Raw genomic sequence first — 25,109 nt, forward strand, 5'->3', positions numbered from 1 at the left:
GCCGTGATTGGTGTGGGAGGATCTTAAAAATTAAGCAACTGGATAGCCAGCAGCAGCCAACGCTTCCTTAATTGCTGTTTCTGATGCTTGAGTTTGTACGCTGACAAGCTTGGTTGTTGGATCAGCCTGAATGCTAGCATTGGCATCGACTGCCTGAAGTGCTTTAGTGATGGTGCTTGCACAAACAGAACAAGACATATTGGGAACTGTGAGTTGGAGAGTCATAGATTTACGGGATAAAGTGAAAAAGCTAGCCAAACCAAACTGGATAACCCAGACGTATCCCTCACACGTCAGAAATAACTGGAAAGAGAGTCGCCTTGAATTCATCCTAGACTCTCCAGCCCACTAGAGAGTCTAGAGAATTTTAAAAGTTTTTCGCTAAACTTCAAATTTCTTTACAACTTTGGTTTTGCTGAATAACCGTTGCCCATCAAAAATACAACGTACTACAAAACACTTGTCATCCGATGAAAGTGTGTGTTATTAAGGCCATATAACCTGTTGTTTTCCCCACAATTCTGGGAAAATGACCCTCCGCACCACCTGAGACGCGGCTGCTGAACCCAAGTCTCCTCATCTCTTCACAACCAAAGGTCTTTTTTAAGACTTTATTTGGAGTTTTCATGCAGCCAAAAAATCTCAAACGTCTCCTGCGTGCCTTAGAGCGGCAGGGTTTGGATGTAACTTATAACGATCGCACTTATTCAGTCCGTCTAGTTAATTCTCCTGATGCCCCTGTAGCAGAAGTGCTACTGCCGTCAGACTTTCCCGTTGAAGCTAAGGCACTCAAGCAGTTAGCGAATTTGGCAAGCGTCCGCCACCCGTCAGGTGGATGTGTTTGTCGTGCCTGTGCTACGCCTGACTTTCACCCAGGTGACGCGGGTGTTGCCATTGGTTCAGTCGTAGAAACTGTGGGTCAAGTCATCCCCGGCGCTGTCGGTTCTGACATCAATTGTGGAATGCGCCTGCATGTTGTTGATTTGACAATCGACGAATTCCTAGCAAAGCGTGACCAATTCGTAGAACGGATGAAGGGGGATTACTTCTTCGGTACGCGTGATGTGACGATGACTGCTAATGCAATGCGATCGCTATTTCAGTACGGAGTTCCCGGTTGGTTAGATGCCATGTTAGATCAGCCTACGGGGAGTGTAGTCAAGTCTGATTTATCACAACTTGCCCAAGAGAGCGAACGCATCTTCTTAGATGGTTCAATGGATGGTGACTGGAAACTAGCGCCTGAAGAATTGGTTCCCGATGCTGGACTAGTACGCGATGGCGGACTGGCAACCATTGGCGGCGGTAATCATTTTGTAGAAGTGCAACGGGTTGATAAAGTCGAAAATCGCACACTTGCCCACGCCTGGGGAGTGCGCGAGGGACAGCTAGCTTTTATGATTCACTCTGGTTCTCGAAACGTGGGTAAGTATATTGGGGGAATGTGGCGAGATAAAGCTAAGGCGACTTGGCAAAAAGGTCTGAAGTACCCTGATTCTCAGATTTTTCCTCTCTCTACTTATTCTCACCCCGAACTAGTTGCGAGTTACCTGCAAGCTGAGGCCACTGCTGCTAACTATGCCTTTGTCAATCGCCTGCTGTTAGCGGAACTGTTGCGTCTGCATTTGCGGGAAGTATATAAAGATGTGGAAGCACCTCTAGTTTATGACTTGCCTCATAACATCACCTTACCAGAAGGTCAAGGATGGGTAACACGCAAGGGTGCTTGTCCCGCCCATGTAGGGCAACCAGTGATTATACCTGGTTCAATGGGTGCTTATTCTTATCTGATGGTGGGTAGAGGCAATCCAGCATTTTGTAATTCTGCCTCACATGGGGCGGGAAGAATTCGTTCTCGCTTCGATCTCAATCGCAAAGGTGCATCTGAAAGTGAGGCGGAACTGGGATTAACTGGGGTAGACTGCATTACCCTGCGTCAAGAACGCCGAATTGAAGAAGCACCCGCCGCCTACAAACCAATTCAGTCTGTGATTGATGTGCAGGTTGAGGCAAAAATGGTGGACGTTGTGGCGCGGTTGAGTCAGGTGTTGACGTTTAAGGCGTAGCTGCTAAATAAAAAGCCCCTGGTCAACGCCAGGGGTATCCATCTTTATTCCTTCATATTAGAATCGCATTTGTGAACCGAGAGTGAATCCGTAGTAATGCAATCAACGCATAAAATTGATGATTATTTTGCAATCAGCTAGTTATATTATGTCCGGGTAATTATAGCGGTTCTCAATTGCATGGAATACAGACCACTCGCAGGGGCACAGCAATGCTCATTGGTGTCAACTTAAGGTGAAACCCTTGCCAAGACGTGATATTGAGTTCATTCACTGACCATCACTCAACGCGTTACCCCACCCTAACCCTCCCCTTGTAAAGGGGAGGGAACTGGATTTTTTCCTGGGTTTCCAAGGGGGGATTAAGGGGGGTAAAACGACTGTGGAATAAGCATTTGAGCTTAAGTTGACACGTATGAGCATTGCTGTGCCCCTACCATGTGTTGCATCCGAACGAGAACTGCTATAGTTGTGATTCTCATAGTCATTGCACCCCAAACAGCCAAGGCTGCGCTTTGTCTCCCCTCCCCGCAGGCGGGGAGGGGATTAAGGGGTGGGGTTCTTCGGGTTTAATAAGTAATCAAGCGGACATGATATGTGGCGATCGCTAATAAGTAGACTTAAGTGTTTTTAGGTAGTTGCACAGTAAACAAACTACCTTTACCTATTTCAGAGGCCACCTGGATAGTTCCGGCGTGGGCTTCTACAATCCGGTGGGATAGATGTAATCCTAAGCCACTGCCTGAGCGTTTATTTCTACCTTGGCGAAATCGCTCGAAAATTGTTGCCTGATCTTCTGGCGCAATCCCATATCCTGTATCTTGCACCTCAATTGTTACCGAATCTGGATTTCCTGGATGAGGTGATGTTTCCAAAATGCGGATTGTGATGCCTCCTGTATCTGTAAATTTGATGGCATTTGCGATCAAGTTGTTTAGCACCCGCCGTAGTTCCAAGCGATCGCCCATAATAATACCAGCGTTTTGACTCAGTGGTTCTAATTCATTGGTGTCTATTTCTAGAGTCAAGCCTTTTTCACTAGTTAGAGGACTCAGTTCGCTGACTACTTCTTGAGATATCTCACGTAAATTGCATACTTCCCAATTCAACGTTTTTTTACCTGCCTCGAAGCGATAGACTTCTAAGAGGGTATTCACCATGTCCATCAAATTTTGATTACTGCGAATCATGACTGCGATCGCCTGTTTCATTTCTGGCGAAATTTTGCAGAATGTTTCCATCTCAAACAAATTCAACATGCGATCGGCGGCTACTAGAGGAGTTCGCAAATCATGAGTCAGACGGGAAACAAAATCTTCTCGTTGGCGGGCCATTTTTTGTTGTTCGTCTAGACTTTGCTTGAGACGCATCAGCGATCGCACCCTTGCCAGTAGTTCATCAGTATCAAATGGTTTACGAATAAAATCGTCAGCACCAGCATCCAAACCTTCGACAACGCTAGATTCGTGAAAGGCAGTAATCAGCAGAATTGGAATATAAGAGATTGCTGGGTTCTTCCGAATCCGACGTGTGACTTCATAACCATCTATTCCCGGCATCATCACATCTAACAGAATCAAATCGGGTGGAGATTGTTCAATTTGCCGCAAAGCTTTTATTCCATCTGAAGCTACATCAATTTCATATCCCTCACTTTCTAAAATTGCTTGAACCAAAATGAGATTATCTTGAATATCATCAACTGCGAGGATACGATAAATTTTATTATCTTCAACTTCAGACATGATTTATCAACTTTTACCTTTTTTTGGAACTAATTTTTCAGAAGAATTCAGAACTCAGAAGCCAGAATTCAGAATTGAATTCTGTACGACACAACGACCGGCTCAGTGCATCGCTGGGTAATGAATACTGGTGTTAAAACCTTGCCGAAGGGTGGGCGAAACAAAATTAAAATATTTTTCAAGAGTTAATACTCTATCCCTTTATGGGTGGAGAATTCTGACTTCTGACTTCTGACTTCTGACTTCTGACTTCTGAATTCTGACTTCTGACTTCTGACTTCTGAATTCTGACTTCTGACTCCTTGTTTATAGTTTAAATTTAGGATATCCGATTGATGCTTTACTGGCTTGAGAAGATGACTGATGATGATTTTTAGCAGAGCAAAAAACCCCGTCAGCATCTACCGGTGAAACTGGAGCATCGGCTGCTACAGTCGATAATGTGATTTGACGTGGCAATTCAATTTTAAACATTGAACCGATGCCCAATTTGCTCTCAAGAAAAATTTTCCCGCCCATCATTCGTACCAGTGAATCTATAATTGCCAAACCCAGACCTGTACCTGGATATTTGCGAGTGATAGTTTGATCGACTTGCCGAAATGCTTCAAAAATACGTTTAAAATTTTTGGGTGCTATGCCAATACCTGTATCCCCAACCAGAATTACCACTCGATTTTCAGCTAGTTCCTTAGCCTCAACCCAAATCTCACCAGACTCGGTGAACTTAATGGCGTTGGAGAGCAAATTTATTAAAATCTGTTTGAGACGAACTGGATCATTAAATACCAAAGTATTTTGCAAATCCGTTTGCACTAATAATGATAGATTTTTGGCATCAGCTAGGGAACGCATTTCACCAACAGCGAGATTTATTACCTTTGATAGATCAAATATTTCCGCCTTTAAGTCTAATCGTCCTGCCTCCAGCTTGGAAAAGTCGAGAACTTCATTCAGCAGCATCAGCAAATGCTTCCCATTATTCAAGATGCGCTCAATCATATCTGCTTGCTGATGCGTTAGTTGAGCCAACTTGGGACGCAATAGTATTTGCGAAAAACCAATAATCGCATTCATCGGCGTTCTGAGTTCGTGGGATATAGTTGCCAAAAAATCTGATTTTAGCTGTGATGCCTCCAATAGGTTGAAGTTTTGCATTTGAATATGTTGCTGTTGTCTCTCCAATTCTTGGTTCTTACGAATGAGTTGTTCATGAGTTTCTCTGAGCTGCTGGTTTGCTAAAGCCGCCTGCATTTCAGCCCGATAAACCCGAATCGCACTCCGCAAAACTTGTGTCAAGGTTTCTGGAGATATCCTAGACTTAGAGAGATAGTCTGTAGCACCAGCTTTCAATAATTGAACAGCAATTTGTTCATCTCCTTGAGCAGTTAAGACTACTAAAGGAACTTTAATTTCTGAAGAACGTAGCTGTTGAATCAAAGTTAGTGCATCCTGGTCTAGTAAGTGATAGCTGAGGAAAACACAATCATAGGTAGTAGTGCTTAAAGCAGAAAACGCATCATTGCCATCTCTTACTTCAGACAGTTCCATTTCAACACCTGCTTTAGTCAGGGCAGAACGGACTGCTATCCGGTCTACCTCCTCAGCGTCTACAACCAAAATTTTCAGCGTCTCTTCCATTGCGTTTTATTTTCGCCGCCAAACATAGGTTGATGTATAACATTTCTTTTTTCAGATTATCCAACTAAATAATATAAGATTTTCGGACATCTAAAATCTGTAACTTGATTGACTAAGGCATTTTGCACAATATCCAATACTTGTTGAGCGTTGTCGTCATCTCCACAAACTTAGGAAAGGTCAACCCCTTCGGGGAATTCAAAATTCAAAATTCAAAATTACAATCCCCATAAATAATAAATTTAGTTGCTCTATATCCTTGTCCTCCTTCGGTCAAAGGCAAATCTAGTCTGTTGTATCCTCAATCTAGTTAATTTACCAGAGTATTGAAATTAAACTCCTAGCAAATCACCAATGGCTTTCAAAAAATTAGCAATTAACAAACCGAAAAGTATTGATCTGGATACAGTAAATAGAGATGGATATAAAGTAAAATAAAATACTTTACTAAGCTTAAAACAATTATAAATGAGTGAGCAAGCGACCGTCCTCAGCCCTTGGTGAGAGTTGCACACGGTTATCATGTACCGTAAGTTTAAGCAGTTTTAACCATTAGGTTGGTTAGACTAGATGAAAAAGAAAGTAGTGCCTATACCTATTTGTGAATAGCCAAGTAATTCTACCTCCTGGAATTTCGACAATTTTCGTAAGCGATCGCCAGACCTGTGTGACTGGACTTCTACTGTTTGGAAAATTACCAACTCAAAGCTGAACTCTAACCAAGGCGGAACAATTTGGGATTCGTTTCAATATTTCATACTTTTTGTGCAAGTATCCATATATCTCCAGCTAGATTTGTCCTCTATCGAAATATAAAAAAATCGGATATTTATTATTTCTCTCGGTGGATGCAGACTTTTGGAAAGATCATCTATCTTTGGTATGGGAATATAAGAGATAGCACTTACAAAAGGTAATACATTGAAAGAGGCAAACAGCGTAAAAGTGAGTGTAGCGATGAATGAAATTAGCATTATTTTAATTGAAGATCACGACTTAACGCGAATGGGGCTACGAGCGGCATTACAGTCTCACAGTGCATTGAAAGTAATTGGCGAAGCAGCAAATGCTACGCAAGGATTAAAACTTTTAGAAACGGCAAAGCCAGATGTAGCTGTTGTAGATATCGGCTTGCCTGATATGGATGGCATCGAACTGACCCGTAAATTCAAACGCTACCAAGCTGAAACTGGGCAATCGACTACAAAGATTCTGATTCTGACAATGGATCATACAGAGGATGCTGTACTTGCAGCCTTTGCGGCGGGTGCTGATTCTTATTATATGAAAGAAACAAGCATCAGTAAATTAACGGAGGCGATCCAAGCAACTCACGCCGGTAACTCTTGGATTGATCCGGCAATTGCCAACGTGGTATTGCGGAAGATGCGGCAAGGTATTCCTGGAGAGAGCCAAAATTCTGATAAGCCGAAGACTGTAAAAATTGAGGCGCTAGCGTCAGAATATGAGCAAGTTTTGGAAACATACCCCCTGACTCAACGGGAATTGGAAATCCTAGAGTTGATTGTAGCTGGGTGTAGCAATGGGCAAATTGCGGAGAAACTCTACATTACAGTTGGTACTGTGAAGACCCATGTTCGCAATATTCTCAATAAACTGTGTGCCGATGACCGTACTCAAGCGGCTGTGAGGGCGCTACGTTCTGGGTTGGTGGCGTGAGGGAGAAATCAATTCAAAATTCAAAATTCAAAATTCAAAATTCAAGAACTTCTGCGTTCTGCCTCCTCTTTCCCAATGCCTAATACCCCTTCAACCCAATCGTTCTTGTAAACATTCCGCAATGCGTAGTGCGGCTCCCGGTTTACCCATGCGCCGCAGACCATTTTCGGCTATAATTTGCAAAATATCAGGATCTTTGAAGAGTGACTGTACGACCTTGGCAACTTCTGCTGGCTGCTCGACTAAAATCAAAGATGAGCCTAAATGACGACTTTGAGCTTCAGCAAAGGCAGGGTTATATTGTGGTCCATTACCGGGAATCGCGATCGCAGGTTTCCCTAAACCGATAAACTGTTCTGTAGCTGTACCTGCCATTGCGATCGCTAAATCTCCCAAATGCAAGCAATCATTATAGGCTTGTTGTGTCAGCAGTAGATAGGCATTTCTTTGTTTAAATGTCAAGGCATTTGGATCAGAAATTTGGATAGGAAATGCTGATTCAGTTCGCCAGCCTTGGGATTGCACACTTTGGGATAAAATATGAGAGTCTAAACCAGGAGCGATCGCACCTAAAAATACCACCGTTTTAGAAGTGTAAAAAACCGAATCTCGCTCCTGGAAACTTGCCATCAAAGCAGATACGGCAATCATAATTATTTCCCAGTTGGTGTATGCCTCTGGCGGACGGGAACCAGGAAGAAGAGTCACCATTAAAGGCCGAACTGTCTCTTGCTGTTGGCTATCCTGACTATAAAATTGTTGGCGTGAAAAGGTCGGTTCTAGACCATCCATCATGGGATTACCCAAATTCAAAGCTGGAATTGGCCATTGTTTTAATATTTCCGTCGTCAGCGCATCTCTAGGAAACACCGCCTGACAACGGCGACGACTCATCAACCAACGTTCCCAAGGATGGTAAACTGAACCAGAAAAGTTTTCCCAACGCGCACCTTTAGATTTCCGTGGTAACAATCCAGCCTCATCCCGGACGTAATATTCAGATTTGGCCGTACCCACAAAAGCATAATTAGCGCCACTGAAAGTTGCAAACAACAGTGGGACAATATCTCCCACAGCTAAAATCGCTCTTTTATTGCCTAATTTTTTTTGAGAACTTACCCAGCGGCGGACAGCTTTAATCTGGCTGAGGGTAAGTTGCAATAAACCACCGCGTACATCCCGCACCAATTGGCGATTATCCATATAAATAAAGCCGCCAGAAGGCATAGTGCGGACTGAACCGATGAGGGGAATATCCAACTGTTGATAAGCACGTCCTTCACCCACCAGAGGTAAAGCAAAGATTTCTGGTGGGTTTGATTGTCGTTGGAGTTCTTGCAAAATCCGAACTGCAATTACATCTTCCCCGTGACCATTACTTAATACAAGTAACCGCAAAGGAGAAGTTGCAGCTTGCGAGTTAGAAGCTAGGGATAAGCGAGATAGATTACTCATAAGAAAGAAAATATCAAAATTAACAGCGATCGCTTGGGCTACACTGTAAATGGTTTTTGGAACTTTCGGAAACTTTTGATCACAAGTTTTTGGAACTTTCGGAAACTTTTGATCACAAGATTAAGCTAGCTAACGGCGACAAAGGGCGCTTGATTTATATGGTTATTTATTATCAAGTCTTAAACTAAAGTTGACAAAAATAGTTGGTAAAACTCACTGGTGTGAGATCCTAGAGACAGTGAATAAAAGCTGAACAGAATGGAACAACATCAGAAGCCAACGGTTGTAATTACGGGTGCCTCTTCGGGCGTGGGTTTGTATGCTGCAAAAGCTCTTGCTGAGAGGGGATGGTATGTAGTGTTGGCCTGTCGGGATTTAGCGAAAGCACAAAAAGCTGCCCAAGCTGTGGAAATCCCCTACAACAGTTATACCAGCATACATATCGACCTTGGCTCCTTGGAAAGCGTTCGACAGTTTGTGAAGAACTTCCGAGCAACTGGCAAGTCCCTAGATGCTTTGGTATGCAACGCCGCAATTTATATGCCCTTAATCAAGGAGCCGTTACGCAGTCCAGAAGGCTACGAGTTAAGCGTTGCCACAAATCACCTTGGACATTTCTTATTGTGCAACCTTTTGCTAGAGGATCTGAAAAAGTCATCTTCAGAGCCAAGGCTGGTCATTTTAGGAACCGTCACGCATAATCCAGACGAGTTGGGTGGGAAGATTCCCCCGCGTCCCGACTTGGGCAATTTGCAAGGCTTTGCAGAAGGATTTAAAGAGCCAATCTCGATGATTGATGGCAAAAAATTTGAACCAGTCAAAGCTTACAAAGACAGCAAGGTTTGTAACGTGCTGACTATGCGAGAACTGCATCAGCGCTATCACGAGTCAACTGGTATCATCTTCAATTCTCTCTATCCGGGATGTGTTGCAGAAACGCCGCTATTCCGAAACCACTATCCTTTGTTTCAGAAAATCTTCCCATTATTCCAGAAGTACATCACTGGAGGATACGTGTCTCAGGAGTTGGCGGGAGAACGGGTTGCTGCGGTGGTTGCCGATCCTGAGTACAATCAATCCGGTGTCTATTGGAGTTGGGGAAATCGCCAGAAGAAAGATGGCAAGTCCTTTGTGCAAAAGGTTTCTCCTCAAGCCCGCGATGATGACAAAGCCGAGCGGATGTGGGAACTCAGCGCCAAGTTGGTTGGAATTGCGTGATGATACAGGATGCAATAATTTGATTTTTACTTGATAAATGACCTCTAAAAGTGAGATGAGTGATGGCAAAGGTAAAACGCAGTAGTGGAGAAGGTTTTGGCAAACCACCTAAACCACCTCGTATTGATGATTCGTTTGACTTTGAAGAACTTGTTAACGGCAAACAAATCTTGGTAGCCAACGTAATTACAGATGTAGCCAAAGGGATTGGAGATATGTTTAGACTCACCCATGTTAATTGTAAAGATGTGCGAGAAATTAAGCTAATGTACTTTTAATTTGCATAACCAGGGCGGGCAAGATGCCCACCCCACACTAGTTTTACTTCCAGGTAATATGCAACTTTTATGTCCAACAGCTTATCTAAACATTTCCTATGGAAACTGCCATGTCTTCTCTAAAGACCCATTCCCAAACCCTATATGAGACTGATTACTTGCAATGACTAGAAACGACTGTAGAAAAATTGCAAAGTAAACCCTCATGTTAATAGTGCATTAGACGTAGACGTAGGTTGGGTGGAGCGGAGCGTAACCCAACATATATCAGGATGTTGGGTTACGCAAAGCCTCCACCCAACAAAGCAATTTTTTTGCAACATTTTAGGCAAGAGAGTCCACACAAGACTACCGATATTTTTTCAGAAATCAAATATGATTCCTATATGCGAGATATTATCTAAACATTTCTTATGGAAACTGCCATGTCTTCTCTAAAGGCGCATTCCCAAACGCTATATGAAGCTGATTACTTGCAATGGATAGAAACGACTCTAGAAAAATTGCAAAGTCAGGATTACGCGAACGTGGACTGGGAAAACCTCATCGAAGAAATTGCTGACAGGGGAAGGAGTGAGCGTCGGAGTCTCAAGAGTAATCTGATTTTGACACTCCCCGCGATAAATCGACGGGGATTCTTGGCTCAATGAGATCACTTAACTTAGAGTCCTTGCGTCATCTAAGCCAGAGGTGAGACTCTCCCCAAGCGTTAACTTTCCGAGTGCCCCTCGGTAGTTGCATTGCTGCAAGTCCTGTTTAGTTTGAAACAAATAGTCTCAAAATTCTGAGTCGTCTAGCTCCTATAAATCTTTTACCTACTGCTAGGAGGAAACTAGAACAATGCAGTAGAACCGCATAGATTTAATTGTCAAGGTTCAGACTGCCGTTAGACAACAAGGTTTTTAGGCAGGTTGATTACCTTTCCTGCTAGAATTAGCGTAGCACATACAGGCTACAAATGAATAGACCAAAAGTATACAATCTGAGATTTTCAGATGAAGAGTGGGCAAAGCTTAAAGCTTATGCAGAATCTAAGCAGATCACTCCGGCTGAAATTCTGCGTGATTATATTAAGCGATTGCCAAATACAAAGTCGTCGTAGAACGACGGGGCTTTAAACCCAATTTTTCGGTAATTCTGGTGCATTTGCTCAAATGGCAATTCCAACCGGAAAAAAGAAGCGGTAGTTGGGAAGGAAGCATTATTGAACATCGTAGACGTGTCAAAGAAGCTCTAGATGATTCGCCTAGTCTCAAATCCGATCTTGAGAGCATTTTTGGTGAGTGTTATGCAGAAGCGATTAAGCAAGCAAAAGCTGAAACTGGTTTGTCAGTGGAATCCTTTCCTGTGGTGTGTCCATACCAGCTACCAGAAGTCACAAATGATGAGTTTTTACCTCACTAAGCACTGAATCGGGCTGTATGTGCCGCTTCACTCTCTCTACAGATATATATCTTTATTCCCTACTATTGACTTCTACCTAAAGAATGATATATAATAAAATTTGCATAGAAGGGGAGTAGCTGCTGGCTAAAAAAATAAAAAGCCAGTACATCTGAATCAACATACTGGGCGATAAAGCCCTGGTTCAGGTGGCAAATAATCAATATTTGAAAGCGAGACCTTCACTAAGTTCACACCGAAAAGTGTGAAACTTGGTGAGGTCTTTTGGTTCTCATCAAGCTTCACATCGGTAAACGATTCTTCAGGAGCTTGAGAGAGTGTTAACAGCTTTTACCGCAGCTTTATTATTAATTACAGTTTCAGAACTAGGCGATAAAACATTTTTTATTGCTGTGATTTTGGCAATGCACCACCCGCGGCGGCTGGTATTTATAGGTGTGACAGCTGCTTTAGCCGCGATGACAACCCTTTCGGTGCTACTTGGACACACGGTATCTTTGTTGCCAAAAGTTTATATTCATTACGCCGAAATAGCTTTATTTATTGCCTTTGGTATCAAGCTGCTGTATGACGCTAGTAAGATGTCTGCTGCTGCTTGTGATACAGAAGTTGTAGAAGAAGCCGAAGCTGCGGTGAAAAAAGCAGATTTGCAGCTACCAAAGCAAAAGACTTCCTTGGCAATTGTAATAGAAGCCTTTATGTTGACATTTATGGCAGAGTGGGGCGATCGCACGCAAATTGCCACCATTGCCCTAGCAGCAGGTAATAATCCAATTGGAGTCACAATAGGTGCAATTTTAGGACATGCCATTTGTGCTGCGATCGCAGTTATCGGTGGCAAAATGATTGCCGGACGCATTTCTGAGCGTCAACTCACCCTGATTGGCGGCTGCCTGTTTTTAATCTTTGGTGTCGTTGCAGCCATTGAAGGAGCGTGAGGAGATGAGGGGGATGAGGGGGATGAGGGGGATGAGGGGGATGAGGAAGAATTTACTTCCCCTGCTCCCTCATCTCCCCCTGCTCCCTCATCTCCCCCCACTCCCCACTCCCCACTCCCCACTCCCCATTACTTAGGCGTACTTTCCAATGAAGGCGCGGGAGATGCAGCAGGATTAGGAATCGGGGAAACCGTTGCTGCCTTATTAATTTCGTCTTTGTATTCAGCAGGTGCTAAAGCTGCGGCACGATCAAAGAAAGGTTTTGCATCTGCGTTTTTACCCTGTTGTTTCAGGAGCATCGCTTTTGCGACAACGGGGCGAAAATCCTTCGGATCTTTCTTAATTGCCTGGTCATATGCAGAGCTAGCTTGAGCATAGCGTTTCTGGGAAGCGTGAACAGAACCTAACAGCACCTGCACGGCTACTGTATCTACACTTCCAGGCTGAATTGTATTTATTTGCGATGCCTTAGAGAGGGTTTCTTGCAGCAACCCAATGGCTGCTTCGGGGCGTTGCTGACTGATCAACAGAGCCACCATTCCTTGCAAAGCTTTCAAATCGCCTGGTTTGGTGGACAAAATCGAACGATAAGCCTGAGCGGCTCCTTCGCGATCGCCAATTTGCTGTTTGGCTTGAGCCAGTAGCACTGAATATTCTGACTGTTCGGGATTCAGCTTGGCTAGCTTTTCTAAAGGTTCAATCACAACTTCGATATCAGCTGGTTTAACCTCACTTTTTTCTTTTTGACTCAGTAGTTGCAGCCGCCCCTGTAATAAGCCCTTAAGCGCAGTCTGATTTTCTGGTTCCCTTTGCAAAACCTGTTCGTAACCCCGTACTTCGTCTTCCAGTTTTGATTTTTGGTCAGCAGAGGACAAACTGCCTCTGGTGTTAACGCTATTCTGGCTTGACGGTGGCGTATTATTAAATGCTCCAATTATGGGAATCACCGAAACACCCACAAAAGCAAGAATTGCCAGCGCCAAGACGACTTGAACTATCCAGCGATTGCGTGTTTGAGTCACAGTTTTGTCTTTCTCCTAAACTCTAATGACATTATCATTTACACAAATCGTAAAGTTAAAAATTTCCAAAACTTTGCGGAATACCGCCAATTGCCTGTGAATTTTATAACAATTAACTATCCACACTGCTAAAGTAAGTGATGACTTTAGGAGGAGCCGTCAGAATTGTAGCTATGATATGCTTCCGAAACTAGTGTTGAGGCCCTAAATTACACATTTAGTGTATAAACACTAAATTTAGCGCCTTTAGGATTGTTTTAGAGTACTCTGGTGTGACTTTGTGAAAAGTAAATATACTTTCATCAGTCGCACAAATGCTCTTTCCAGCTGCCTTTGTAAAATCCCACAATGGGATGTGTCTCCGCCGCAAGGAGTTTTTATGAATTCCGACCTGATGCCGTTGCCTGAATCCTCCAATTCTTCTGCCTCTAACCAGGGCCAAACTAACATAGAGGCAGCCGCTAATGTTCACATAGCAGCCCAGTCCTCTAAACAAGTTGAAAATTCGCCTGTCAACCCCATTGAGACTGACTCAAATGGGAACTTGGTCAATCGACAGCAACCGATTCCGCCTCCCAGTGAGCCGATGCAATATCGAGCGATCGGGTTAGTCCGGGGTCGCTATCATGCTAGCAGCGAACAATTTACTCAAGGTACGCTGCTGACCGCAGATGGTGTAGAACTCAATGCCGTCCTCCTAGGCCGGATTATGAGCTTAGTCAAGAATCACCTAGACTTAGAAAAAGAACACTTGTGGGTAGTATATCCACGTACCAGACAAGAAAATGATACCTTGCACATCCAAATCGTCGGAGTTTGGGAGCCAGAAAATCTGGCTAAAAACTCAACAGATGACGACGAGTCAGATTTGGAGTTGCAAGAGTTAGAGACACCCGATGATGGCTTATCCGAAAACTCTGAATTAAGTACAACTGCCCTAATACCTTCATCAGAAGTTGCAGATGGTGGTTTTTCTGTTCGTGGTGAAGTAGTATACCAGTCTTTTGACGCTAAAAGCTTGGTAGTCAAAATTAGGCAGGCTCCACGGAAATCAACTGACAAACCCAAGTATTTTAAGTTGAAATTGAGGGGTGTGCTGACCACCAAAGCAGTAGGAAAGTTCTGGGACTTCCAAGCCAAGCGAGAAGCTGACGTTTTGGTAGTAGAAAAAGCTGAGGCGATCGCTGACTTGCCCAAAAAACGCAAACCACCATTCAAAGGTGGCCCTCGTGCTGGCGGTCCTGGTGGTGCTGGTGGGAGAAAACCATTCCCCCCCAGACGCAGTAGTGGCGAAACCCCTCGTCCCATCAAGAAAACAGGCGCAGGCGGCGACCCCTCTGTGGTGTCAAAACCTATACCAAAAACGCCCGCTCCTAAGCCGATCAAGCGACCAAAACCGACTCAAGATTAGGCATGGGAGCAGGGGGAGATGAGGGAGCAGGGGAAGTAAATTCTTCCTCATCCCCCTCATCCCCCTCATCCCCCTCATCCCCCTCATCCCCCTCATCCCCCTCATCCCCCTCATCCCCCTCATCCCCTTAAAAATCCGTCCGCCGGTCTTGGGGTAGAAAAGATCGCTCCATCGGAATTGGGGAAACTGGTTCTGTAAGGGTAAACGTACCTGCTTCGATCCACTTTTTCAACTCTAGGGCGACTTGCCTAGAAAAAAACAAACTCGCTAAGGGGGCAACGCGTACTGCTTTGCCCTCAATGGTGATCCGCCCAGATTTGAGTTGGGCGTAACTCACTAAACCAAAGGTGGGACGGACGCGCCGGGGAATGGAAAAATCCACTATTGGGGCTACTAAGTCTTGATCTTGCACGGCACAGTGTTCAATTACTTGTTCATTTAATACAGGGAGTGGTACACCAACGCCTAACATCAATGAGGGGCCATAACTTTTGAAGTAACACCCCCGCACCCAATGAGCATCCATTTGCTTGGCATCACCAATTAAAGCTAAAGTGGCGGAAGGCCCAATCGGTGTACGATTAGCTAAACGCTTTTGTAAGGGGAAGTGCTGAGTGCCTTCCCAGGCGACATAGCCAACACCGCCGCCTAAAAAAATTCGAGTACCTATACCAACGAGTTGCAAATCGGGATCGTTGAGTAAAGGGGAAATTGCGCCGGGGTTAGAATAAACGGCATTCCCCAGACGCGGTTGTAAAGGACCCAGATAGGTGAAAAGGGGGCGATCGCCACCATTTACACCAACAATAAAATTTTGATAAAGATTGCGCGGATTGAATAGATAAAACTGATTAATTGTGTCACTGGTAATTGTAGTTTCAAAATTTGCTCTGGGGTAACAATCCGTTACTTGTCCTTGCGCTTTTACGTGTATAGGTTTACCAGCGATCAAATCTTCGATTACATGACCGCCGCCGCGTTCTCGGACTTCTTCCCCGTCCATCGCTTCCATCGCAGAACTCGCACCCAAATATAAATCTACTGCTCCAAAACCAGAGTATGCTGGCACACCATCTAACCAGCAACGGCGAATTTTTATCGGCGGGTCAGTGTGTCCCAGATTGATAATTGCACCACTTGATTCCATCGGCTCAAAGGTGCCAGTGGTAATTACATCAACTTCTTTAGCAGCTTTAGTAACACCGATTTCTACAACTCGTGCTTTTAATTCTTCAGTTGTCAATACTACCGCACGTTGGCGGCTGATTTTCTCATTAATTTCTGCAATTGTTCGCATTATATCAGTGCTAGCGCTTCCTGCTGTGCTTCAAAATACTTACCTAAACTTGCCTAAACCTGTTTAGAGATTTCTTCCCGTGTCAACCAAGGATGTCGGCATCTTCTTGTCAACAGGCGTAAATTCCGGTTAAGCCAACCGTATTTTATCAAGAGGGGCATCCCTCAAATTTATGGAGGCATTCTGATCTCGATCTTGAATACTTCCACAACCACCACAGTTATAAACCCTTTCTGATAAAGGCATTGATTGAATATGCCCACACTTACAACACATCTTCGATGATGGAAACCATCTATCAACCAATTCAACTTTAGTCCCAAAGAAGGGTTGTTTATATGTGAGCATTCGCCTGAAATCATACAATCCAATATTAGCGATCGCATTTGATAACTTATGATTAGCCATCATCCCGCGCACGTTTAGATCCTCAATCCGAATGAGGTAGTAGTTGCGGCTAATATCCGTAGTAGTTTTCTGTAAAAAATCTTGGCGAATGTTGGCAATGTGCGCGTGAATTTTAGCTATCTCACCAAAATACTGTTTAGCCCCACAAGATGCTCTAAGACAAATGCGACGGTTGCCAAATTGCTTATTACGATTATGCCACTGCTGCTTACTTAACTTGATTTTCGCTATTTTCAACTGCGGTGGTGCTGTAATCGTTCTACCGTCTGACAAAGTTGCAAAGCACTTTATGCCAAGGTCAATCCCAACTAAGTCTACAGGATGAATTCTCGGCGGAATAATCTGGGCATCAAGAGTAAATGCCACGAACCATTTATCAGCAGTTCTGGACACAGTAAATGTCTGACTAGAACAGATAAATGGCACCGGACGTTTCAGGCGGAATTCTCCTAATCCAGGTATGTTGATTTTATTTCCTGGATACAATACTTGTCTGTTAGTAAATGGCAGAAAACATTCACCCTTGGCAGGATAAATACCAGCTTTTTTCAATACCGTGAAACTATCGCCGCGCTTCTTTGACTTGTACTTGGGAAACTCAGATTCACATGAACGCCATCTCTCAAAGGCTTTTCCTAAGTTACGAAATGCTGACGAATAAATGGCTGAGGGATACTGCTGCATCCATGAGTAAGCCGGATTCCTTTTTACATAGTTGGTGAATATTTTTTCTATTGCCGAGAGTCGTTTAGAATCACTTGCTTTGATGCATTCAAAACTCCAAGACTGGGTAAGCATCGACAATCCATAGTTGTAAACAAATCTCGCAAACCCAGCACATCCACTAAGTCGAGTTTTTTCCTTGTTATTCAGTTTTAACTCTAATTTTAGTGAATACATGATGACTTGCGTTGATTGTCTATATTACAATTAGTTTAGTCTACTAAGCTGGATTTAGTCAATGAGAAAAGGCAAAAAAGCTACACGTAATCAACCACTGTTTTATGAAGAGTTGAAAAAGAAGCATGGGATATGGGTAACAAATACAGCTTGGGAGATTTTAGTTATGCAGGCTGCCATTGAAGAAATAAGTATTAGTGAATTCCTAGAGAGATACGCCAGAAGCTTTATTCGTGAGGAACTATGAGTAAGTAAAAGGCAAGTTTTTGGCTATTTAATCTAACTCTTCCTTTTTGAAGGATATCTTGATAATAGGGAATGGGGAGTGGGGAGTAGGGAAAAGAAATTTTTATTGCTCCTTGTGAGCGCAGATCATGGAGTCTCTTGTATAATTTGCTCTCGAAATAGTTAACAATTTAGTACTACTGCCCAGTAGATTTGGCACGATTTTTGCATGAGAGTATTGTGACCTCTCCATAGCCCAATATATGCTTAGGCGTATTGTTAGCTGACAAAATATTACTAAAGATTTATGCAAAAACAGCGAAGACCGAGTAAGAAGAGTTTGCGATCGCTTGATTACTTGAATGTGTTTCTCGCAGATGTGCGCGATGGTGTTGGGCCATATCTGAGTATTTACCTAAAAGCTTCAGAAAATTGGAACCCAGCCCTGATTGGAATGGCGATGTCAGTTTCGACAATTGCCACAGTTATTGTCCAAACACCAGCCGGTGCATTGGTTGACAGGCTACGTCAGAAACGGATGTTGATTGTACTGGCCTCTGTGTTTGTTTCTATCGGCTGTATCGCTATCGGCTTATTCCCCAGTTTGCCTGTTGTCATCGGCTCTCAGATCATGATCGGGATTGCAGCAGCTATTTTCCCACCTGCGATTACTGCTATTACTCTGGGACTGGTAGGACATGAGAGATTAGATCGGCGGGTAGGTCGTAATGAAACATTTAATCATGCAGGTAATCTGCTAGCTGCTGTTCTCGCTGGTTTAGCAGGTTACTTTATTGCACGCAAGGCAATATTTTTCCTGGTTGCAGCTATGGCTGTGGGCAGTATTATTTCGGTGAGGATGATTCGTGAAAGAGAGATTGACCACGAACTAGCGCGTGGAGATGGTGAAGAGGGCGAACAAGAGGATAAAGAAAAACATCAACAGCGCTATGAAGGCATATTGCAATTATTAAGCGATCGCAAAATCCTTTTCTTTACTATTGCAGTAGTTCTGTTTCACTTTGCCAATGCTGCTATGTTACCGCTAGTTGGTCAAGAATTGGCGCAGGGTAAAGGGACAAGTGACACAGTTTATATGTCTGCTTGTATCATTGTCGCTCAGTTAGTAATGATTCCAGTGTCCAACTTGGCTGGGCGTTTCGCAAATGCAGCCCGAAAACCCATATTTCTGCTGGGCTTTGCCGTCTTACCGATTCGCGGAGTGCTGTATACGCTTTCAGACAATCCCTATTTTCTCGTTTCTGTGCAAATTCTGGATGGTATTGGAGCCGGGATTTTTGGTGTGCTTTCAGTGTTGATGGTAGCTGATTTGACTAAAGGCACAGGTCGCTTTAATGTTACCCAAGGGATGCTCAACACTGCCATTGGCGTTGGTGCTGGTTTGAGCAATGTATTAGCTGGGTTTGTAGTTAAAAATGCTGGTTATAATGTTGGTTTTTTGATTTTAGCAGCGATCGCAGTTGTAGCTCTAGGAGTTTTTTGGTTCTGTGTACCTGAAACAAAAACAGGAGTTAATAGAAAGGCATAACATCAAAATATCTAGCGAAATCATGATTGTTTTCAGATACATCATCATTGGGCTGACTTATATAGGTTTGGGTTTAGGATATGTACCTGGTTTGCGGATGAACCGAGCCAGTATTGCTTTAGTTGGTGCATCTTTGCTGATGGCATTCGGGGTATTAGACCTCAAAGAAGCATGGCAAGCTATAGACTATAAAACGCTGATTTTCCTGTTTGGCATGATGGTAATCAGCACAAACTTAGCTTACGCTGGTTTTTTCCAACTAACTCTTGATACAGTTACACACTTTACCCGTAGCCCTTTGGGTTTGCTGATTGTTTTAACTTTTGGCAGTGGAATTCTCTCGGCTTTTTTTCTGAATGATACCATCGCTCTAATTTTGACTCCTTTGGTTCTTGGTTTAACCCAAACTTTGAAACTCAATCCTATTCCTTACTTACTTGCCTTGGCGGGAGCAACTAATCTAGGTTCAGTGGCTACCTTAAGTGGTAATCCGCAAAATATTCTGATTGGTTCCTTCTCTAGTATCAGCTATCTCGATTTTGCTAAAGCATTGACTCCCATCGCATTAGTAAGTTTGTTGATTCAAATTGGGTTACTGTGGTGGCTTTATCCTGATGTTCGTTCAACTAAGTCTTGTCCGAGTGTAACCCCGGTGCGTTACCGCATATTTAAACCGTTACTTACTAAAAGCCTATTAATAACCGGAGGACTATTAATTGCATTCTTAATTGGAATGCCCCCAGCCCAAGCAACACTTGTAGCTGCTAGTTTACTGTTTATTACTAGGCGAATCAAACCGCAACGAGTTTTAAATAAAGTAGATTGGGATTTACTGGTGATGTTTTCTGGACTATTTATTGTGACTGCTGGAGTCGAAAAATTAGGAATATTGAATTTATTTAGCGGTTTAGTTCATACTCCCCTGAGCATATTAGGAGTTACTGCTCTCCTTTCAAATTTAGTTTCCAATGTTCCAGCAGTATTGTTATTACAACATTTACTTCCCCATCCAGACACAAAAACTTGGTTATTATTAGCAGCCGGTTCTACTTTGGCAGGTAATCTAACTTTGTTAGGTTCAGTTGCTAATTTAATTGTTGCTGAGGCTGTGGCAAAACTTGGTTATCAGTTGTCATTCTGGGAACATTTACGTTTTGGTCTACCGCTAACTGTCCTTACTCTCATCCTGGCTTATTATTGGATTTAGTTATTTGTCATTGGTCATTTGTCATTTGTCATTTGTCACTTATACTGAGCGTTGCCGAAGTATTAGTCATTTGTCCAGAACTTACGCAGAGGACACGGAGAAATCAGAGTTGGAGAGATATTTTGACCGTTTCAGCCAATGCTTAAACCCTGAAACAACCAAACCACGTTAACCAATTGAGAATTTTCTCAACTATTTTCGAGATTCCAAAAAACTTACCCTTGAAAGCCCCCAACCCCTCCCCGCAAGGCTACCGTGTACACACAAGTCGGAAATAGCTGATTAACCAGGGTTTTACCCCACCCTAACCCTCCCCGATATATTGGGGAGGGAACTGGATTTCTTGTTTCCCCCCTTTCCAAGGGGGGATTAAGGGGGGTAATTCGACTTGTGTGTACACCGTAGCCGTGAGTTGGGAGAGGGACAGGTGAAAGCGTAGCAGAACCAGGGTGAGGTTAAGCTGTACTTCACTAGATTAGGAAACGCTATAACATCGTGATGTCCATGAGAAACATCGTGATGTTCATGAGGAACATCGTGATGTTCATGAGAAACATCGTGATGTTCATGAGAAACATCGTGATGTTCATGAGAAACATCGTGATGTTCATGAGAAACATCGTGATGTTCATGAGGAACATCGTGATGTTCATGAGAAACATCGTGATGTTCATGAGAAACATCGTGATGTTCATGAGAAACGCTGTGCTTTAAGTTGTATTAAAGGCGAACTTTATCCAACAAACACGCAAATATTGGGCTTGGTTCCTCAACACAGCCTATAAAATAGCAGAATTTCTACGACGGGCTACGCTTACACAAAAACTTTACTTGGCACATCAGAAAATTAAATATAACTTTTTTACCAGAATAACCCTAGCCATATTGACAATGCTTAGATATTCATAGAGTATTTAAGTGATTTAACGGTTATAAAGGGACTGACAAGAAATAAATTATCCACCTTGTGGGGTGGGCATCCTGCCCGCCCTGAATATCGGACGGGTGAGGACACCCATCCCACAAAAGAATTTGGGATGTTTTTTTATTTGTCAGTCCCCTAACAAAAAATGAGGGCATAGCTAACTTGTCAAGTTGCCAATACCCTCACCTTGATAAACTAAGTTTTTGCAGTAGCGTATAAGTCTAAGTTACAGCCTGAGCAACTGCTGCCGAAAGTGACTCATTTACCGCTTGCTTCAACAACTCGGCTTTATCGGTCTGTTCCCAAGGCAAGTCTAAATCAGTCCGCCCAAAATGACCGTAAGCCGCGACGTCCTGATAAAAACGTCCGCCTCGTTCACTTGGTAAGTTGCGTAAGTTGAAGGTATGGATAATCCCGGCCGGACGCAGTTCAAAGTGCTGGTTGATTAATTCCAGCAAGGTTTCTTCATCCACTTTGCCGGTGCCAAAGGTATCCACTAGAATGCTTGTTGGTCGTGCTACGCCAATCGCATAGGATAGCTGGATTTCAACTTTGTCTGCTAACCCGGCAGCGACAATATTTTTCGCCACATAACGAGCCGCATAAGCCGCAGAGCGGTCTACCTTCGTGGGGTCTTTGCCAGAAAAAGCCCCGCCACCATGCCGTGAATAACCACCGTAGGTGTCAACGATTATTTTCCGTCCTGTCAAACCAGAATCTCCCTGAGGACCACCAACGACAAATTTGCCAGTGGGGTTGACTAAAAAACGTGTTTCCTCATTAGGCTTAATCTCAATGTCGCCAAAAACAGGTTCGACGACTGCTGACCAGAGGTCTTGTTTAATTTTGGCTTGTACTGCCGCCTCATCTGTGATTTCCCCAATAGTGGCTGTATGCTGGGTGGAAATCAGGATAGTATCAATGCCTACAGGTCGTCCGTCTTCGTAAGCCACAGTTACTTGGGTTTTGCCATCAGGACGCAGGTATGGCAGTTCACCAGTTTTGCGGACTGCTGCCAATCGGCGGGCAATGCGATGAGCGAGACTGATGGGTAAGGGCATCAGTTCTGGTGTTTCGTTGCTGGCAAAGCCGAACATTATACCTTGGTCGCCCGCGCCAATTTTGTCGAATAGTTCATCACTATCTTGCTCGCGGCTTTCGTGGGCGGTGTTAACGCCTTGGGCAATATCGGGTGATTGTTCGTCTATAGCCAGCAGAACGCTGGTGCTGTTAGCAGAAAAGCCATTATCGGCATTGGTATAGCCAATTTCGGCAATTTTCTTGCGGGCGAGATTGACGAAATTCACATTGGCTTTGGTGGTTATTTCACCAGTGATTAGCACCAAACCAGTGTTAACTACTACTTCAGCAGCAACACGGCTGCTGGGGTCTTGTGTCAGTAGGGCATCCAGAATGGTATCAGAAATCTGATCGCAGATTTTATCTGGATGACCTTCGGTGACTGACTCGGAGGTAAATAAATATCGACGAGACAAAGGAAATTCCTCCTGACTTGAATTTTTTTCGCTGACTAAATGTGGTATTTAGCTGGAACCAAAAGTGCATAACAGGTTGCTGAGGCTAATGACGAACCTCTTAATTTCTTAAGAAAGCTCTTACGCTGTACAGCTTGCTGTCAGCGTGTGGAGTCGTCACTTCAACTACCTAATTTATGAAATCATAACAATATTTATACTTCAGTAGTTAGGATCTTCTTAATATTGATAAAAACCACTAATTATAAGGTAAGTATCTGTAAAGAAGATAAATGTGTGTTAATTATTTTCTAGCTAAAATGTATTTAATAACACAAAAAAATGGGGTCACTTAGAAGCGCCCCCACAAACTTTGACACAAACACTGCTGCTTTTAAACCTGAACTGCTAACTTTGCTTCCGTAGCTGTCAACCGTTCATAAGCAGCACGCATCTTCAAACCTGTAAGCACTTGGAAGAAACCAGTTCCATTATTGGAACCTGGATACTCGCGGTGCTGGAGTAACAAGTGAGTTAATTCACCTTGATATTTGGTGGATGTATTGCTGAGATGGGTTTCGATATAAATTACTTCTTCCAAGTTATCAAATTGACCATCTACCTCTAATACTGAGACATAGCGACCGTAGTACACATCTGAACCGTAGTACAGTTGCATACCAGGGTAAGAACAGGTCAGCTTACGTCCACAGGGAGTCCAATTAATTGTTGAACCTTCATCAAACAGGTAGGTTGGCTCAAAGCCTTCCTTATCTTCCCGTTGGAGCATACGTACCCTTAAGACTCGGCGCTCCGTATCGTTTTTGATCAAGTTCGTGGGTAATACCTGGAGAACCACATCGGCAAATTCTCTTTGTGGTTCGATAAACTTTTCAAAGTCAGGTTTGCGGGAATTGATTTGCGCTAAGACATCTTCGTAGCGATGACCGCGTTCAGCCATATCTCGCTGAATTTTCCAGGCAATTTTGACTTCATCGCTAATGTCAAAATAAACACTGAAGTCGATTAGCGATCGCACCCGTTCATCATATAAAGGATGCAGCCCTTCAACAACTATAATCCGATTCGGCTCCACCCGCTCTGGCGGATCAAGCAAGCCGGTTTCGTGGTTGTAAATCGGCTTATCAATGCCTTGACCACTTTTGAGCGCTTTAATTTGCTCATACATCAGGTCAAAATTGTTCGCTCTGGGGTCTAGTGCTGTTATCCCAGTTTCTTTGCGCTGTTTGCGATCGAGCGAGTGATAATCATCCAAGCAGATGACTGTCATTAAATCTTCACCAAACAAATCTATCAAACGACGCAAAAACGTAGATTTACCGCACCCAGAGTCTCCGGCTACTCCAATCAGTACCACGCGTTCCGGCTTATTTGTCATAAATCTCCTCTACAATACTAAAGTTGTGTCAATAATTTTTCACACAGCAGATTCTGAAGCCAGGAGTTTACCCCTTTGGTTTATCCTGGGTTCTTGCTACCTAGCACAGTTATAAGACACCAAACGCGTAGACAACAAAGTAAGTAAGCTGCTACTCGTCGGACTAGCCTGAATGTTGGTGCCGGTAAGTATTTAATCCTAGTGGTATATTTGATTTTAACAGATGGGGGTATCCCATACAAGATTTGCCCTCAAGAAGAATTAGCGTGGTTCATCAATGATTTTGTTGATTTAGTTGTTAATTTAAAAATGGGGATCAGTATCGCCCATAAGTGTTGCAGCGCTGTCATTCTCCTAGTTTTGACTCTATATAATCAAGTCTATAAGGTATAATTTATTCTGGCAGCGAATTCTTTGACCTTCCTAAATTGTAATTCCGGCTTGACAATGCTTCAGATATTCCAAGCTAAAATCTATCCAACGAATGAGTCAACAACTTGCATTAGTCAAATTATTGGCTGTTAAATTTATAGATATGCTCAAATAGAAGTGTCGGCGTGATGGCAAGGTACTGATAAAGGTTGACAGATTTTTCACATCAAGTAAAACTGATTATGGTAACTATCTCCTTCATGGGGGTGGTAGTTAAAACAAGTCGCAAGTCGCAAGTCGCAAGTCGCAAGTAAGTTTTGTGACGGGGATTTAAGACCCCGACCCAAAAGGGGCTGGCTTTTAAAGCAGGGGACTTAAACCCCTAAACTTAGTTAACGAAAAAAAGATTAAATTGACTCATTATTAACATTCTCCACAAGACTTATCCTTTACCTTAGAAGATGAACAGGTGTGTTTTTTGCTATGGCTGCATG

23 protein-coding genes are annotated in these 25,109 nt (G+C 43.3%); 13 read left to right on the forward strand and 10 right to left on the reverse strand.

Annotated features, from left to right (window positions below; translation table 11 throughout):
• Positions 1 to 30: 30 nt before the first annotated feature.
• Positions 31 to 225 (reverse strand): heavy-metal-associated domain-containing protein, encoded by a 195-nt coding sequence (locus V7K27_RS08245; protein ID WP_334946079.1) that lies wholly within the window; start codon positions 223 to 225, stop codon positions 31 to 33.
• A gap of 401 nt (positions 226 to 626) precedes the next feature.
• Between V7K27_RS08245 and V7K27_RS08250 the strand changes: the two genes are divergently transcribed.
• A complete protein-coding gene (locus V7K27_RS08250) occupies positions 627 to 2,066 on the forward strand; it encodes an RtcB family protein (protein ID WP_334946081.1) in 1,440 nt (479 codons plus the stop codon).
• A gap of 620 nt (positions 2,067 to 2,686) precedes the next feature.
• Here V7K27_RS08250 and V7K27_RS08255 read toward each other — a convergent pair.
• Positions 2,687 to 3,811, reverse strand: a complete 1,125-nt coding sequence (locus V7K27_RS08255) for a hybrid sensor histidine kinase/response regulator (protein ID WP_334946083.1) — start codon at positions 3,809 to 3,811, stop codon at positions 2,687 to 2,689.
• 306 nt (positions 3,812 to 4,117) lie between these two features.
• Positions 4,118 to 5,452: an ATP-binding response regulator gene (locus V7K27_RS08260; RefSeq protein WP_334946085.1), complete on the reverse strand. Its 1,335-nt coding sequence runs from the start codon at positions 5,450 to 5,452 to the stop codon at positions 4,118 to 4,120.
• A gap of 957 nt (positions 5,453 to 6,409) precedes the next feature.
• Here V7K27_RS08260 and V7K27_RS08265 point away from each other — a divergent pair.
• Positions 6,410 to 7,132, forward strand: coding sequence for a response regulator transcription factor (locus tag V7K27_RS08265; RefSeq protein WP_334832339.1), 723 nt, complete (start codon positions 6,410 to 6,412; stop codon positions 7,130 to 7,132).
• Positions 7,133 to 7,222: 90 nt separating this feature from the next.
• On the opposite strand, the gene V7K27_RS08270 is transcribed toward V7K27_RS08265, so the two are convergent.
• Positions 7,223 to 8,587 carry a lipid-A-disaccharide synthase-related protein gene (locus V7K27_RS08270; protein WP_334946087.1) on the reverse strand — a complete coding sequence of 455 codons (1,365 nt, stop codon included), beginning with the start codon at positions 8,585 to 8,587 and terminating at the stop codon, positions 7,223 to 7,225.
• Between the two features lie 258 nt (positions 8,588 to 8,845).
• On the opposite strand from V7K27_RS08270, the gene V7K27_RS08275 reads away from it, so the two are divergent.
• The 6 genes from V7K27_RS08275 to V7K27_RS08300 all read left to right on the forward strand — a co-directional run bounded on the left by V7K27_RS08275 (position 8,846) and on the right by V7K27_RS08300 (position 12,425).
• Complete coding sequence (locus V7K27_RS08275; RefSeq protein ID WP_334946089.1) at positions 8,846 to 9,805, forward strand: protochlorophyllide reductase; 960 nt, start codon at positions 8,846 to 8,848, stop codon at positions 9,803 to 9,805.
• Positions 9,806 to 9,867: 62 nt separating this feature from the next.
• On the forward strand, positions 9,868 to 10,083 hold the full coding sequence (locus tag V7K27_RS08280; protein WP_334946091.1) for a hypothetical protein: 216 nt from the start codon (positions 9,868 to 9,870) through the stop codon (positions 10,081 to 10,083).
• 413 nt (positions 10,084 to 10,496) lie between these two features.
• The gene (locus tag V7K27_RS08285) at positions 10,497 to 10,733 is read left to right on the forward strand and encodes a DUF29 family protein (RefSeq protein WP_334946093.1); all 237 of its coding nucleotides are present in this window, start codon (positions 10,497 to 10,499) and stop codon (positions 10,731 to 10,733) included.
• A gap of 308 nt (positions 10,734 to 11,041) precedes the next feature.
• Entirely contained in the window at positions 11,042 to 11,185 is a 144-nt protein-coding gene (locus V7K27_RS08290) for a hypothetical protein (RefSeq protein WP_334946095.1), read from the forward strand.
• The gene (locus V7K27_RS08295) at positions 11,161 to 11,487 is read left to right on the forward strand and encodes a DUF29 domain-containing protein (protein WP_334946281.1); all 327 of its coding nucleotides are present in this window, start codon (positions 11,161 to 11,163) and stop codon (positions 11,485 to 11,487) included. Before V7K27_RS08290 ends, V7K27_RS08295 begins: the two co-directional genes overlap by 25 nt.
• A gap of 317 nt (positions 11,488 to 11,804) precedes the next feature.
• On the forward strand, positions 11,805 to 12,425 hold the full coding sequence (locus V7K27_RS08300) for a TMEM165/GDT1 family protein (protein ID WP_334946097.1): 621 nt from the start codon (positions 11,805 to 11,807) through the stop codon (positions 12,423 to 12,425).
• Here V7K27_RS08300 and V7K27_RS08305 read toward each other — a convergent pair.
• Positions 12,356 to 12,547 (reverse strand): hypothetical protein, encoded by a 192-nt coding sequence (locus V7K27_RS08305; protein ID WP_334946099.1) that lies wholly within the window; start codon positions 12,545 to 12,547, stop codon positions 12,356 to 12,358. The two genes, V7K27_RS08300 and V7K27_RS08305, sit on opposite strands and share 70 nt — an antisense overlap.
• Positions 12,548 to 12,553: 6 nt before the next feature.
• A complete protein-coding gene (locus tag V7K27_RS08310; RefSeq protein ID WP_334946100.1) occupies positions 12,554 to 13,447 on the reverse strand; it encodes a tetratricopeptide repeat protein in 894 nt (297 codons plus the stop codon).
• 379 nt (positions 13,448 to 13,826) lie between these two features.
• Between V7K27_RS08310 and V7K27_RS08315 the strand changes: the two genes are divergently transcribed.
• Together V7K27_RS08315 and V7K27_RS08320 are read left to right on the forward strand one after the other, a co-directional pair.
• Positions 13,827 to 14,858 (forward strand): hypothetical protein, encoded by a 1,032-nt coding sequence (locus tag V7K27_RS08315; protein ID WP_334946102.1) that lies wholly within the window; start codon positions 13,827 to 13,829, stop codon positions 14,856 to 14,858.
• Positions 14,859 to 14,860: 2 nt separating this feature from the next.
• Entirely contained in the window at positions 14,861 to 14,989 is a 129-nt protein-coding gene (locus V7K27_RS08320) for a hypothetical protein (protein WP_334946104.1), read from the forward strand.
• On the opposite strand, the gene V7K27_RS08325 is transcribed toward V7K27_RS08320, so the two are convergent.
• Both V7K27_RS08325 and V7K27_RS08330 read right to left on the reverse strand, forming a co-directional pair.
• Positions 14,986 to 16,155, reverse strand: coding sequence for a homocysteine biosynthesis protein (locus V7K27_RS08325; protein ID WP_292772747.1), 1,170 nt, complete (start codon positions 16,153 to 16,155; stop codon positions 14,986 to 14,988). The genes V7K27_RS08320 and V7K27_RS08325 overlap by 4 nt on opposite strands.
• A gap of 129 nt (positions 16,156 to 16,284) precedes the next feature.
• Entirely contained in the window at positions 16,285 to 17,463 is a 1,179-nt protein-coding gene (locus tag V7K27_RS08330; protein ID WP_334946106.1) for an RNA-guided endonuclease InsQ/TnpB family protein, read from the reverse strand.
• 61 nt (positions 17,464 to 17,524) lie between these two features.
• Here V7K27_RS08330 and V7K27_RS08335 point away from each other — a divergent pair, with 61 nt between their 5' ends.
• The 3 genes from V7K27_RS08335 to V7K27_RS08345 all read left to right on the forward strand — a co-directional run bounded on the left by V7K27_RS08335 (position 17,525) and on the right by V7K27_RS08345 (position 20,444).
• Positions 17,525 to 17,710, forward strand: coding sequence for a hypothetical protein (locus V7K27_RS08335; RefSeq protein ID WP_334946108.1), 186 nt, complete (start codon positions 17,525 to 17,527; stop codon positions 17,708 to 17,710).
• A gap of 285 nt (positions 17,711 to 17,995) precedes the next feature.
• Positions 17,996 to 19,237 (forward strand): MFS transporter, encoded by a 1,242-nt coding sequence (locus tag V7K27_RS08340; RefSeq protein WP_334946110.1) that lies wholly within the window; start codon positions 17,996 to 17,998, stop codon positions 19,235 to 19,237.
• A gap of 22 nt (positions 19,238 to 19,259) precedes the next feature.
• Entirely contained in the window at positions 19,260 to 20,444 is a 1,185-nt protein-coding gene (locus V7K27_RS08345) for an anion transporter (RefSeq protein ID WP_334946112.1), read from the forward strand.
• 1,146 nt (positions 20,445 to 21,590) lie between these two features.
• On the opposite strand, the gene metK is transcribed toward V7K27_RS08345, so the two are convergent.
• Complete coding sequence (gene metK, locus V7K27_RS08350) at positions 21,591 to 22,865, reverse strand: methionine adenosyltransferase (protein ID WP_334946114.1); 1,275 nt, start codon at positions 22,863 to 22,865, stop codon at positions 21,591 to 21,593.
• A gap of 373 nt (positions 22,866 to 23,238) precedes the next feature.
• Positions 23,239 to 24,243: a phosphoribulokinase gene (locus tag V7K27_RS08355; protein WP_334946116.1), complete on the reverse strand. Its 1,005-nt coding sequence runs from the start codon at positions 24,241 to 24,243 to the stop codon at positions 23,239 to 23,241.
• Positions 24,244 to 25,109: the final 866 nt, after the last annotated feature.

This window comes from Nostoc sp. (genome assembly GCF_036919575.1).
GTDB lineage: Bacteria > Cyanobacteriota > Cyanobacteriia > Cyanobacteriales > Nostocaceae > Nostoc.

Excerpts from the sequence above, each read along its gene's own strand:
- V7K27_RS08245 (WP_334946079.1), bottom strand. The coding sequence starts at position 225 with ATGACTCTCCAACTCACAGTTCCCAATATGTCTTGTTCTGTTTGTGCA.
- V7K27_RS08250 (WP_334946081.1), top strand. The coding sequence starts at position 627 with ATGCAGCCAAAAAATCTCAAACGTCTCCTGCGTGCCTTAGAGCGGCAG.
- V7K27_RS08255 (WP_334946083.1), bottom strand. The coding sequence starts at position 3,811 with ATGTCTGAAGTTGAAGATAATAAAATTTATCGTATCCTCGCAGTTGAT.
- V7K27_RS08260 (WP_334946085.1), bottom strand. The coding sequence starts at position 5,452 with ATGGAAGAGACGCTGAAAATTTTGGTTGTAGACGCTGAGGAGGTAGAC.
- V7K27_RS08265 (WP_334832339.1), top strand. The coding sequence starts at position 6,410 with ATGAATGAAATTAGCATTATTTTAATTGAAGATCACGACTTAACGCGA.
- V7K27_RS08270 (WP_334946087.1), bottom strand. The coding sequence starts at position 8,587 with ATGAGTAATCTATCTCGCTTATCCCTAGCTTCTAACTCGCAAGCTGCA.
- V7K27_RS08275 (WP_334946089.1), top strand. The coding sequence starts at position 8,846 with ATGGAACAACATCAGAAGCCAACGGTTGTAATTACGGGTGCCTCTTCG.
- V7K27_RS08280 (WP_334946091.1), top strand. The coding sequence starts at position 9,868 with ATGGCAAAGGTAAAACGCAGTAGTGGAGAAGGTTTTGGCAAACCACCT.
- V7K27_RS08285 (WP_334946093.1), top strand. The coding sequence starts at position 10,497 with ATGGAAACTGCCATGTCTTCTCTAAAGGCGCATTCCCAAACGCTATAT.
- V7K27_RS08290 (WP_334946095.1), top strand. The coding sequence starts at position 11,042 with ATGAATAGACCAAAAGTATACAATCTGAGATTTTCAGATGAAGAGTGG.
- V7K27_RS08315 (WP_334946102.1), top strand. The coding sequence starts at position 13,827 with ATGAATTCCGACCTGATGCCGTTGCCTGAATCCTCCAATTCTTCTGCC.
- V7K27_RS08320 (WP_334946104.1), top strand. The coding sequence starts at position 14,861 with ATGGGAGCAGGGGGAGATGAGGGAGCAGGGGAAGTAAATTCTTCCTCA.
- V7K27_RS08325 (WP_292772747.1), bottom strand. The coding sequence starts at position 16,155 with ATGCGAACAATTGCAGAAATTAATGAGAAAATCAGCCGCCAACGTGCG.
- V7K27_RS08330 (WP_334946106.1), bottom strand. The coding sequence starts at position 17,463 with ATGTATTCACTAAAATTAGAGTTAAAACTGAATAACAAGGAAAAAACT.
- V7K27_RS08335 (WP_334946108.1), top strand. The coding sequence starts at position 17,525 with ATGAGAAAAGGCAAAAAAGCTACACGTAATCAACCACTGTTTTATGAA.
- V7K27_RS08340 (WP_334946110.1), top strand. The coding sequence starts at position 17,996 with ATGCAAAAACAGCGAAGACCGAGTAAGAAGAGTTTGCGATCGCTTGAT.
- V7K27_RS08345 (WP_334946112.1), top strand. The coding sequence starts at position 19,260 with ATGATTGTTTTCAGATACATCATCATTGGGCTGACTTATATAGGTTTG.
- V7K27_RS08355 (WP_334946116.1), bottom strand. The coding sequence starts at position 24,243 with ATGACAAATAAGCCGGAACGCGTGGTACTGATTGGAGTAGCCGGAGAC.